10 protein-coding genes are annotated in these 12114 nt (G+C 63.1%); 3 read left to right on the top strand and 7 right to left on the bottom strand.

Going from position 1 to position 12114, the window contains the following annotated elements; all coding sequences use genetic code 11:
- Positions 1 to 78: 78 nt before the first annotated feature.
- From ABB27_RS00005 to ABB27_RS00030, 6 genes are all read right to left on the bottom strand, one after another.
- A complete protein-coding gene (locus ABB27_RS00005) occupies positions 79 to 1728 on the bottom strand; it encodes a M28 family metallopeptidase (RefSeq protein ID WP_057626010.1) in 1650 nt (549 codons plus the stop codon).
- A gap of 65 nt (positions 1729 to 1793) precedes the next feature.
- Positions 1794 to 3044 (bottom strand): RNA polymerase sigma factor, encoded by a 1251-nt coding sequence (locus ABB27_RS00010; RefSeq protein WP_057626012.1) that lies wholly within the window; start codon positions 3042 to 3044, stop codon positions 1794 to 1796.
- A 174-nt stretch (positions 3045 to 3218) separates the two neighbouring features.
- Positions 3219 to 3575: a DUF1428 domain-containing protein gene (locus tag ABB27_RS00015; RefSeq protein WP_057626014.1), complete on the bottom strand. Its 357-nt coding sequence runs from the start codon at positions 3573 to 3575 to the stop codon at positions 3219 to 3221.
- 13 nt (positions 3576 to 3588) lie between these two features.
- Positions 3589 to 4002 (bottom strand): VOC family protein, encoded by a 414-nt coding sequence (locus ABB27_RS00020; protein WP_057626017.1) that lies wholly within the window; start codon positions 4000 to 4002, stop codon positions 3589 to 3591.
- Complete coding sequence (locus ABB27_RS00025; RefSeq protein WP_057626018.1) at positions 3999 to 4433, bottom strand: VOC family protein; 435 nt, start codon at positions 4431 to 4433, stop codon at positions 3999 to 4001. Before ABB27_RS00025 ends, ABB27_RS00020 begins: the two co-directional genes overlap by 4 nt.
- Positions 4434 to 4462: 29 nt before the next feature.
- On the bottom strand, positions 4463 to 4894 hold the full coding sequence (locus tag ABB27_RS00030; protein ID WP_057626019.1) for a YciI family protein: 432 nt from the start codon (positions 4892 to 4894) through the stop codon (positions 4463 to 4465).
- Between the two features lie 163 nt (positions 4895 to 5057).
- Here ABB27_RS00030 and ABB27_RS00035 point away from each other — a divergent pair, with 163 nt between their 5' ends.
- Together ABB27_RS00035 and ABB27_RS00040 are read left to right on the top strand one after the other, a co-directional pair.
- Positions 5058 to 5432, top strand: coding sequence for a YciI family protein (locus tag ABB27_RS00035; RefSeq protein ID WP_057626022.1), 375 nt, complete (start codon positions 5058 to 5060; stop codon positions 5430 to 5432).
- An 871-nt stretch (positions 5433 to 6303) separates the two neighbouring features.
- Positions 6304 to 9336 (top strand): TonB-dependent receptor, encoded by a 3033-nt coding sequence (locus tag ABB27_RS00040; RefSeq protein WP_057626024.1) that lies wholly within the window; start codon positions 6304 to 6306, stop codon positions 9334 to 9336.
- 82 nt (positions 9337 to 9418) lie between these two features.
- On the opposite strand, the gene ABB27_RS00045 is transcribed toward ABB27_RS00040, so the two are convergent.
- Positions 9419 to 11500, bottom strand: a complete 2082-nt coding sequence (locus tag ABB27_RS00045) for an NHL repeat-containing protein (protein ID WP_057626027.1) — start codon at positions 11498 to 11500, stop codon at positions 9419 to 9421.
- A gap of 87 nt (positions 11501 to 11587) precedes the next feature.
- Between ABB27_RS00045 and ABB27_RS00050 the strand changes: the two genes are divergently transcribed.
- Positions 11588 to 12049 (top strand): hypothetical protein, encoded by a 462-nt coding sequence (locus tag ABB27_RS00050; protein WP_057626029.1) that lies wholly within the window; start codon positions 11588 to 11590, stop codon positions 12047 to 12049.
- Positions 12050 to 12114: the final 65 nt, after the last annotated feature.

Genomic DNA, 12114 nt, shown 5'->3' on the forward strand with positions numbered 1-12114 from the left:
CGCACGCGGGAGAGGGGCTTCAAGCTCTCGCCCTTTCGCGCATCGTGTGAAGGGCTTCAAGCGCACTTGCGTTCTGCCTTATTTGCGCTCTGCGGCGCTCGCATCGCGGACCGCGCGGAAGCTTTCTTCCGGGCTCCAGTTCGGCCAGTCGCGTGAGTTGGCCAGCTTCTCACCGAGTGTGTACAGCACTTCCAGATCACGGGCTGCGCCGGCAAAGGTCCAGTCGGCCTGCCACTCGTCGCCCTGCTGGTGGTAGCGCTTGGCGGTGTACTCGTCGGAGGCCTTCTTGCCAGCGGCGACGCCACCGTCGATCCAGTCCTGCCCTGCCCCGTACGACAGCGCCGGGACGCCGCGCTTGGCGAACGGGAAGTGATCGGAGCGGAAGAACAGGCCGGCTTCGGGCTTGGTGTCCGGGGTGTAGCGGATGTCCCAAGCCTTGGCCACGTCCTTGAGCTGGTCCAGCAACTCCACCTTGGCCGTGCCGTAGATGCCGAAATCACGCGACGGGCTATACGGCGACATGCCGTCCATGTTGATCACCGCCACCGTCTTGGCCAGCGGATACAGCGGGTTGTTGGCGTAGTACTCCGAGCCGAGCAGGCCCTTCTCTTCGGCCGTCACCGCCAGGAACACCACCGAACGCTGCGGCTTGGGCTGCGAAGCAAAACCACGGGCAAGTTCAACCAGTGCCGCAGTGCCGGAGGCATTGTCCATCGCACCATTGAAGATACGGTCGCCACGCGCGTCCGGCTCGCCGACACCGATGTGATCCCAGTGGCCGGAGTAGATGATGGTCTCGTCCGGGTGGGTGCTGCCTTGCAGGCGCGCGACCACGTTGTGCGAGGTGATCACCTCGTTCTTGACCTGGTAATTGGCCGAGAAGGTCTCACCCTTCAATTCCACCGGCTGGAAGTCGCGCGACTGCGCCTGCTTCTTCAGGGCTTCGAAATCCAGGCCGGCACGCTTGAACAGGTCAACCGCCAGATCGCGCTGGATCCAGCCTTCCAGCGCCGGGTGCGCCTCGGCCGGGTTCTGCCGGACCACGTCGAACATGGTGTTGGTATTGGAGCCGGCCACCGTCGCCCAGCCATAGGACGCCGGTGCGGTTTCGTGCACGATCAGCACGCCGGCGGCGCCCTGGCGTGCGCCCTCTTCGAACTTGTAGGTCCAACGGCCGTAGTAGGTCATGCCCTTGCCGTCGAAATCACCAGCGCCGGTTTCGAAATCGGGGTCGTTGATCAGCACCACGGCGATCTTGCCCTTCAGGTCGACACCCTTGAAGTCGTCCCAGTTGCGCTCCGGCGCTTTGACGCCATAGCCAAGGAACACCAGCGGCGCGTTGCGGATATCGACCTGGCTTGCTCCGTTCATCGCCGCACGCACAGCGATCTCCTGGCCCTGGCTCAGCGTCTGCGGCTTGCCCTGGCTGTTAAGCGAGAGCTCCGGCTTGCCGACGATATCGCCCTTGAGCAGCGGCACGGCCTGGGTCCACAGGCGCTGGCCGTCCTTCAGGTCGCCACCGGGCTGCATGCCGGCAGCGGCAAACTGCTTGCTCAGGAAGGCAATGGTCTTTTCCTCACCCGCGGTTGCCGGTGAGCGGCCTTCATAGGCATCGGAGGAAAGCTCCCGGACGTCGGCCGAGATGCGGGCGCCGTCGAATTTCGGCGGGGCGGCCATCAAGGCCGTGGACACGGACATCGCCAACAGGCTGATTACGACTCGTTTCACGCGGTACTCCAGTGGTGAGGCAACCCCCAGAGTGTAGCCAGCCACGCGCGAAGGCGTGCAGTGTCTTATTGCACGGCTGCCGCACGGGTCAGCAGGGCTTCGCGCTCACGTGCATTGGCGCTCAGCGCCGCCGCATCTTCAAACGCCTGCCGCGCTTCGGCGGCACGCCCGAGCCGGGCCAGCAGGTCGGCGCGCACCGCCTGCAGCGGCGCGTAGCCCTGCAGCTGCGGGTCATCGAGCAGATGCTGCAGCAACGGCCAGGCGGCCGCTGCACCCTGCGCCTGCGCCACCGCCACCACCCGGTTGAGTTCCACCACCGGCGAGGGCATCACGTCCAGCAGACGACCGTACAGCGCAGCGATGGCCTGCCAGTCGGTCTGCTCAGCCTGACGGGCACGGGCGTGGCAGGCGGCGATACCCGCCTGCAGCACATAGGCATCGTCTGCGCCGCCAAGCGTTATTGCCTGTGCCAACGCCGCTTGACCACGGGCGATCTGCAGCCAGTCCCAGCGGCTGCGGTCCTGATCCAGCAACAATACCGCCGCCCCGTCCGCCGCCACCCGCGCACGCAGCCGCGAGGCCTGCAGCTCCATCAGGGCCAGCAAGCCAAGCACCGATACAGTGTTGGGCATCAAGCCGGCCAATACCCTGCCCAGCCGCAGCGCTTCTTCGCACAGCGTCGGGCGCACCCAGTCTTCGCCACTGCTGGCGGCATAGCCTTCGTTGAACACCAGATAGACCACATCCAACACCGACTGCAGCCGCTGCGGCAGTTCCTGCCGGCGCGGCACTTCGAAGGCCACCTTGCGCTCGGCCAGCAGGCGTTTGGCGCGGACGATGCGCTGGGCGATGGTGGGCTCGGGCTGCAGATAGGCACGGGCGATTTCGTGCGTGCTCAGGCCGCACAGCAGGCGCAGGGTCAATGCGACCCGCGCATCGGCGGGCAACGCCGGGTGGCAGGCGACGAATACCAGCCGCAGCAGGTCATCGCCGATGTCATCCAGATGCTCGGACTGGTCCGCACCCATGGCGTAGTCCTGTTGTTCGTCGATGACCTGTGCCTGCCGCTGTGCATGCAGGTGCCGTTGCCGCAGGCGATCAATGGCACGCCGTTGCGCGGTGGCCATCAGCCAGGCGGCAGGGTTGTCGGGGATGCCTTGCTCCGGCCAATGCTCCAACGCCGCTACCAATGCGTCCTGAGCCAACTCCTCGGCACTGTCGAGGTCACCCAGCATGCGCGCAAGGCGCGCGACCAGGCGTGGCGATTCCATGCGCCATAAGGTGTCGAGCAACCGCTGCAGTTGTGGATCGGTCATAGGCAGCGATCAGAGCATCGTGCTGCGACCGCTGCAAGTGCGAAAAGCATTTTTGTAGGAGCGGCGTCAGCCGCGAAGCAGGTGATATATCCGATTCAAAAACTTCCATTGCTGAAGCGCAGAACAGAGCAACAGCCCCCCCTGCGCCTTCGGCGCAAGGGAGGAAGCGCGGCCTCACAGCTGCACGAACGGCTGGAAGCCTCCCCAGAACATGCGTTTGCCATCAAACGGCATGTCCTTCGGGCCCATGCCTGCCAGCCGGGGATCAGCCATCGCCTTGCTATTGACCTTGTCGCGATGCGCGCGTGAGCGGAACACCACATAGGCGACCACCACCACCTCGTCCTCCTTCAACTTCACCGCCTGCGGAAACGAAGTGCGCTTGCCGGGCTTCACATCCTCGGCTACCGCTTCCACATAGGCCAGTGCGCCGTGCTCTTTCCACACCTTGCCGGCCTTTCGGGCCATGCGCTTGTAGGCATCGAGCTTCGCGCTGGGTACCGGCAATACATATCCATCAACGTAAGCCATGATCGTCTCCTGGTTATTGGCCCGGCTCGCCATCCATATGGGCTATTTCCCACAGGTGGCCATCGAGGTCGGCGAAACCGCGCTGATACATGAAGCCGTAATCGCGCGCCGTCATGGGCTCGCTGGCACCGGCCGCCAGGGCCTTGTCCACCAGCTCATCAACCGCCCGCCGGCTCGCTGCTGACAGGCAGGTGATCACCTCGGTCTGCTTGCGCGCATCGCTCAGGGGTTTGTTGGTGAAGGTCTGGAAAAACGGCTCCACCAGCAGCATCACGAAGATGCTGTCGCTGATCACCATGCAGGCCGCGTTGTCATCACTGAACTGCGGATTGAAGCTGTAACCAAGGGCGGCAAAGAAGGTACGCGTCGCCTGCAGATCACGCACCGGAAGATTGACGAAGATCATCTGCGGATTGCTCATGCTCATGCCCCCGCCTGCATCGGCTTCATGCAATTGACCATCCACGGCTTGCCGTAGCGGTCCAGCAACATGCCCCAGCGGTGCGCCCAGAAGGTTTCAGCCAAGGCCATCTGCACCTGGCCGCCTTCGGCCAGCGCCGCGAAGATGCGTTCGGCCTCGGCGATGCTGTCCACGTCGATGTTGATGGTGGTGGCGCTGGGGCCGGCACCTTGCGGGCCGTCAGCGGCCATCAACGTCGCGCCGTTGGCTTCCAGCTGGCAATGCGCCACCCAATCCAGGGTTTCCACCGGCATCTCACCGCAGCCTTTCATCTCCTCATTCATCGGCATGTCGCGGTAGTGCATTTCCGACACCACGCTACCGCCCAGCACCTTGGCGTAGAACGCCATTGCTTCATGGGTCTGGCCGTTGAAGCCCAAAAACGGAATCAATTTCATTGTCCTGCTCCTGCTGCTCGGGGTTGGGTTCAGTTGTTGCGCTCGATCTGCTCGCGTAAACGCTGCTCCTGCGCCTGCAATTCCGGGGTGAAGGCCGCGCCGAAATCTTCAGCTTCAAAGAACGGGCGGATTTCCACCTCCACCGCGCTGCCACTGGAAGGCGTGAACGGGGCACGTTTGAGCCACTCGATGGCCTCATCCAGCGAGCGCACCTGCCACAACCAGAAGCCGGCCACCAGTTCGCGGGTTTCAGCGAACGGGCCGTCGATCACACTGCGGCCATCGGCTGCAAAGCGCACCCGCGCAGCATGCGAGGTGGGCTTCAAACCCTCGCCGGCCAGCATGATGCCGGCCTTGACCAGTTCTTCATTGAAGGCGCCCATCGCCGCGATTTCTTCCTGCGTGGGCATGACCCCGGCCTCGGTCTCGGGGGTGGCCTTCACCAACACCATCACTTTCATTGCCGTACTCCGTTGCAGGCGGCATGCCCGCTTCACAACAGGTACGACGAGCCAGCGCAGGCAATCTCGACACGAGTACGCCGTCTTTTTATGAATCGGTTAATGCGGCAACGCAGCACGACTGTTGCGAGATCATGCGGGCCCACCTGTCCGAGTCCGCACCATGAAATTCCTGCTGCTGATCTACATCGACCCGCAATTGCGACAGGCGCTGCCCGCCGATGACTACGACACATTGATGCGCGGCTGCCTGCAGCATGCCAATGCCCTGCAGGCCGAAGGCACACTGCTGATGTCGCAGCGTCTGCAGCCCCCGGCCAGCGCCCAGACCCTGCGCAGCCGTCAAGGCCAGACCAAGGTCATCGATGGCCCCTTCGCCGAAACCCGCGAAATCCTGGCCGGTTTCAACCTGATCGAAGCAGCAGACGCCGATGACGCCATGCGCATCGCCAAGCAGTTCCCGTGGGCGGCCTACGGCAGCATCGAGGTGCGGGCGGTGGATGACCTGGACGCGGAACGGATACGGGTCGGCGCATAGCCCTCGTCGCGAACGGATACCACTGCATTGTCACAACGCGTTGACCGACGCGATTGCGATGCCTCTTGTCGCCGAACACGCCAGCCGACAGCCATCACCATCGGCTTGATGGATTCAACGGCTACACCGTCCGGCAGGAATGAGCTAACGGTTACCCAGCGGTGTAACCGTCAACAGCCTATGGCCCGGGCCGACGTCGAGCGAGGGCGTCACGGCGTTTGTTTCAAATATCGCGGCTGACGCCGCCGCTTCGGCCGACCAAGCGGGCGCTCTTCGTGCGCCAGCACCGGTTGCGTGCCGGCCAGACCCTCCGCCCAGCGGACATTGCTCAACCAAGCAGTCGATGAACACCCGGACCTGCGTGGGCAGTTGCCTGCCCGGGCCGATGAAAACGACATGCACTCCTTCCTGCATGCCCATCACCAGGCAACTGCCCCGGCAAGCCCCGCCATTTCGAGCTGCAGACGCTGGATGGTCTGCTCGCATGAGAGGTACGGGGCGGGGTTGGGGCATCGTGCGCGTTTCAGTCATCAGGGCAATCGCAGGAAGACTGTCCATCGTCTTTGATCGAACACTTCTTCGAATTGATAGACGGAATGAATCACCCACGCCTCGCTGCCTTGTCACTTTTTTCTCAAAACGCACCAGTACACCGAATGCGAACAAGTGAGAGGTATCAATGTGAACAGGGGCAAAATCTCAAACACCCGCAATATTTCTTTCTATTTCAATTACTTGAAATTAGTTACAGCTGATATTGCAAAATGCATTCGAGTGAAATTAAGATTTCGTTCAGCTGTAACGAAAACTACATTTCACTGCAGCGCGGTTGCAACAGCAGTTTGCCAAATCAATGAGAGAAGGAAATTTGATGACCCGCAGCACCAACGTCACCCGGCTCAAGCGCACCGCGCTGGCCCTCGTCCTTACCTCGGTCATCGGCGCCGCCGCTGCCCAGAGCACCACCGGTTCCCTGTTCGGCAACGCACCCTCTGCCGCCGGTGCCACCATTACCGTCCAGAACGAATCCGGCCTCAAGCGCAGCGTTGCAGTTGATGCCAACGGTCGCTACAACCTCGGCTCGCTGCCGGTAGGCAAGTACTCGATCAGCCTGGAGCGTGATGGTCAGGTCATCGACAAGCGCGAAAACGTACTGCTGCGCGTCGGCGCGGGTACCGAAGTCTCCTTCGGCGGCGCAGGTGCCACCACGCTGGATGCGGTGACTGTCACCGCCGCCAACATCCCCAAGATCGACGTGAGCAACACCGTTTCCAAGTCGGTGATTACCTCCGAACAGCTGGATGTGCTGCCGCTGGGCCGCAGTGCTGAAGCCATCGCCTTGCTTGCCCCGGGCGTGGTGGCCGGCAGCAGCGCCTTCACCAATGGTTCGCGCTCTGTACTCTCCTTCGGCGGTTCCAGCGTCACCGAGAACGCGTACTACCTCAACGGCTTCAATGCCTCCAATCCGTTGAGCAACCTGGGTGGCGTCAGCCTGCCTTACGGCTCCATCGACCAGCAGGAAACCTATACCGGTGGTTACAGCGCAGGTTACGGCCGTTCCACCGGCGGCGTGATCAACCAGCTCGGCAAGCGCGGTACCAATGAGTGGCACTTCGGTGTCCAGACCACCTGGGCGCCGGACTCGCTGGCGGCATCGCCCCGTGACGTGTTCTACCCGAACCGTAAGCTGCCCGATGGCTATGGTTATACCGACGACAGCCTGCCAGGTACGCTGTACCGCTATCGCAACAACGACACTGCCACCCGTACCACGGCCAGCGGCTACGTCAGCGGTCCGCTGATCGAAGATCGTCTGTTCGTGCACCTGGCTGCCGAATCGGACAAGACCGACGGCGTGTCCACCAACAGCGTTGCATCCGCACAGCAAGCCCGCAACAACTACAGCTACAGCGCGCCCAAGTTCTACGGCAAGATCGATTGGAACATCAACGACAGCAACACGCTGGAATACACCCGCGTACAGAACACGGATCGCCAGGCCGGCTATTACACCGCCTTTGATTACGACAATTTGTCAGAGGGCGGCCGTACCGGTGCCAGCCCGAACACCATCAAGATCAAGGATGACTTCGACATCTTCAAGTACACCGGTTACCTGACCGATGACTTGACGCTGAGCGCAGTGTGGGGCCGCAGCAAGCAGAGCAACCTGGAATCCAACCCCGGCAATTCACTCAACCCCTACATCAGCGGTGCAGGCAACCAGAACACGGCTCTGACCGGTGGCTCGCCGATCCGCAACGACCAGCCCGACCTGTACACCAAGGCGGGCGATGCGGGTAGCAAGACGCGCGGCCTGCGCATGGACCTGCAGTACCGTATCGGCAACCATGAGTTGACCGCCGGTATCGACAACATGCGTTACGATGGCCACAACGAAGGCCAGGCAATGACGGGCCCCGGCTACGCGTGGATCTACAGCAAGGCCAGCGACCCGAATGTTTCCCCGAACGCTGGTGCCGGTGTTGCTGCCCCAGGTGGCGAGGGCTACTACGTTGCAAAGTACATTTTCTCGACCACCACCAGCATGTCGGTTGATCAGAAGGCCTACTACCTGGAAGACCGTTGGCAGGTCACGCCGAACTGGCTGGTAACGCTGGGTATCCGCAATGACAAATTCACCAACTACAACAGCGATGCTATCGCCTATGTTGAAAGTGGTGACCAGTGGGCACCGCGTCTGGGCGCAAGCTGGGACGTTTTCGGTGACTCCTCGCTGAAGGTATTCGCCAACCTGGGCCGCTACTACCTGGCCCTGCCCAACAGCGTTGCCATCCGCGGCGCGTCGGCCTCGACCTACACGCGTGAGTACTTCACGTACGGTGGCATCGATGCCGACGGCAATCCGATCGACCTGACGGCAATGGGCCCGGGCCCCATTTCCACCAACAACGAATATGGCCAGGCACCCGACCCGCTGTCGGTCGCCCCGACCGACCTCAAGTCGCAGTACCAGGATGAATTGATCCTGGGCTTCGAAAAGACCCTCGGCGAGTCCTGGAACACGGGCGCCAAGTTCACCTACCGTCGCCTGCAGACCGCCATCGACGACACCTGCGATTCCGATCGCATGTACGAAAAGCTCGATTCGATGGGCGTGGACACGGCCAACCTGGATGTTCCCGGTTGCGTGATCTTCAACCCGGGCAAGACCAATACCTTCATGGCCAAGCACATCGATGGCTCGGGTTACACCGCGTTCCAGATGAGCGGCAATGACTGGGGCTACCACGGCCAGAAAGCAAAGCGCGAGTACATCGCGGTGGATCTGTTCGTCGAGCACCCGCTGAGCGACAAGTGGTACGGCCGCCTGGATTACACCTGGTCGCGCAACTTCGGCAATACCGAAGGCCAGGTCAAATCCGACATCGGCCAGGATGACGTCGCCAAGACCCAGGACTGGGACAGCTCTTACCTGATGGAATATGCAGGCGGCTATCTGGCCAACGACCGTCGTCATCAGCTGAAGGGCTATGGCGCCTATCAGTTCAACGATGAGTGGACCGCATCGGCAACGCTGCGCGTCACCTCCGGCATGCCGAAGAGCTGCTTGGGCTTCTACGGTACGGACGGTAGCGATCCGGCTGGCGGCTATTACTCCTCGTACCACTACTGCAACGGTTCACCTTCGCGCCCCGGCCAGGCTGGACGCCAGCCGTGGACCACGCGTCTGGACATGGGCGTGATGTATCGCCCGGCGTTCGCCGAGCACAAGCTGGCCTTTGGCCTGGATGTGTTCAACGTGTTGAACCAGCTGCGTCAGATCCAATCCGAAGCGCAGTACGAGGACGACATCCCGTACACGGTTTCCAACACCTACGGCATGGGGACCTACTACACCGCGCCGCGTTCGGTGCGCCTGACCGCGTCGTACGACTTCTGATCTGAACCACCGCAACAACGCAATCTCTCTGTAATAACGAAGTACTTGAAACCCCGGCCCAGCGCCGGGGTTTTTTTATCCGTCATTGCAACAGCAACTGCAGCTCACGCCCTGCCACCGCCTCATTGCCGCTGAAATCCTTCGCACTGATCCGGATCGTGTAATTGCCCGGCTGCAGCTCAGCCAGTTGCAGCGCACCGCCGGCCAGCAGCCCATCACGCACGGTATTGGTCAGCACATAACGGAAGCGGGTACTGCTGCTGCCGTGCACGGTGATGCCGCTGTCGGCGGCATAGGCCTGCTTCACCGCGTCGCGCTGCGGCGGCATGCGATTGAAGATGATGTTGGTACGCGGCTGCTCATAGCCGGACAGCGCGCGGCCGTTGCCGTCCAGGATCTGATAGCCCAGGCTGTAAAGGCCAAGCCGGCGTCGCGGCAGATTGTTGTCGACCTGGTCCCAGGCTTCCACCACCAGCTGCAGGCCGGCGCCATCGCGCGACACGCGCAGGCGTCCATCCACTTTTTCGACCAGGCGTTGATTGTCAGCGTCGAGCACGGCGATGTCGTCGATCTTCGGCGCCACATGGTCGGCATAGTTCGAGAAGCCAAGACGCACGGCATTGCGTTCATAGCCGGACGGCCCCACCGCCAGGTGCACATGCGCCTGGTTGTTGATGCTGCCCAGCGCATCACCGGGCTGGAAGCGGGTGCCGCGACGCACGCGCACACGATCAAGCTGGCCGCTGTCGTCGTACACCAATTGCATGCGCGCCGGGTCCAGCGCGCGGTTGGATGCATCGCGGCCAACCTTCATGTGGATGTAATCGAGCTTGTCCAGCGACAAGCCTTCGGCCTGCCCGCCCAGGGTCCAGGTTGAAGCCGGGCTGCTGACCTTGCCGCTGGCAATCGCCAGCACCGTCTGGCCGACGTCGCCGCGCACATCGAAACCACTGTGCAGATGGTGCCGGCTCTCACCGCTGAAGTTGCCACGCACCTCCCCCAGGGTGCCGGTCACCTCATGCCAGCCCGACTGCGGAGCCAGCGGCCAGCGGCCCTGGTTTGCCGGCAGGGGGTTGTCCGCCGATGGTCCCAGCTGCGGCGCCACCTCCGGCATGTTCGCAGTGCGCGGCACCAGGTGATGGATGCGATAGGCATCGGCATCGCTCAACAGCAGGCTGCCGTCGGGCGCCAATGCCAGCCCGGCCGGGCGCGCAAAACGCAGAGCATCGTTGCCGGCCACGGCGACGATGTGGCCGTGCGGCGACAGCTGCACCACACGCCCGGTCTGGCGTTCGCCTACATAGACCACGTCGTCGTGGGTGATGGCCAGCGTCATCGGCCCCCACAGCACGCGCTCGGCGTTGGGCATGCCGACGCGGGTGCTGACCATGCCGTTGCCATCAATGCTGCGCAGCGCATTGTTCTGCAGGTCGGCAATCCAGAGATTGCCGTGGCCGTCGAACTTCAGATCGGTGGGCGTATCGAAGCGCGCCTGCGCGCCGGGGCCATCTTCCCAGCCCGGCTGCGCGCCGCCAGCCAAGGTGGTGACGGTGCCGTCGGTAGCAATCACGCGGATGCGGTCGTTCCAGGTATCGGCAACATAGACCCGGCCATCGGCCGCTACTGCCACCCCCATCGGCCCGTTGAAGCGTGCCTGCGCAGCAGTGCCATCGGCAAAACCGGGGCTGCCATTGCCCGCCAGCGTGCTGACCAGCCCCTGTGCGCTGATCTTGCGGATGGCGTGGTTGCCGGTGTCGGCGACATACAGGTTGCCCTGCGCGTCCAAGGCAATGCCCGAGGGCGTATTGAACCTGGCCGCACTGCCCTGGCCATCGGCCAGGCCCTCAATGCCCCCAGCCAGCAGCTGGAAGCGGCCATCCAGGCCACGATAGAGGATGCGGTTGTTGTCGCCGGCATCGGCGACGAACAGCACGCCACCGCCCATCACCAGGCCCCAGGGATCACTGAAGCGGGTCTGCGCGGCGGTGCCGGCAGCGTTGCCCGCCACCCCGTCACCGCCAAGCAGATCGATCCGTGCCTGCCAGCCCAGCGGCGTCGCCGGCGGCGCTGCAGGCGCGGGCGCTTGGGGCGCCCACAGGAAGCTGGCGCCCAAGGCGGCAGCGGTGACGCCGATGACGGCCATTACCCAATGTTTGCGATCCATGTACACCCAACCAACTGTGGACCCGGCACGATAGACGCTCACGGCCCGCGGCGGAACCGCCGAAAGCCCTGCCAGCTGGAGAAGCGTATGCACCTGTATCTGCAAGAAGACCTGATCCGGCTGCGCGCCGGGCAAACCACGGACATCAGCTTGCCGCTGTCGCTGTCATCGTTGCTGGAGTCGGGCCTGCAGCGTTTTCCGCCGTCGGAGCAGGCAGTGGAACAGGCCATCGCCAGTATCGAGGATGCCCTCATGCCCTGGATTCCGGCCCTGCGCCAGGATTCGCTGGAGGTACTGGAATGTGCTGATCCCGCGCTTGCCCCCTTGCCGGAGATGCTGGGCTACCCGCAACAGGCGATCTGGGAGTTGGGCATCGATGAAGTCGAGCAGGCGTTCAACCAACTGGCGCAGGTAGCGGCCGGAATGCCGGCCAGGAGCCAGGGGCTGCCCGAGCGGGCGGATTTCGTAGCCGCCCTGGTGGTGGTGCGTGAGCTGATGCATCACGTGGGGTGGGAGCAGCTGCGCTTGCTTGAGGCTGGGGTGGATTGAGGTTGGGGTTGGGGTTTCGGGAATAGCAAAGGCAAACGCCAAGGCCAGAGCACCCCTCCCCAACC

Origin of the sequence: Stenotrophomonas terrae (assembly GCF_001431465.1) — a bacterium.
Taxonomy (GTDB): Bacteria; Pseudomonadota; Gammaproteobacteria; order Xanthomonadales; family Xanthomonadaceae; genus Stenotrophomonas; species Stenotrophomonas terrae.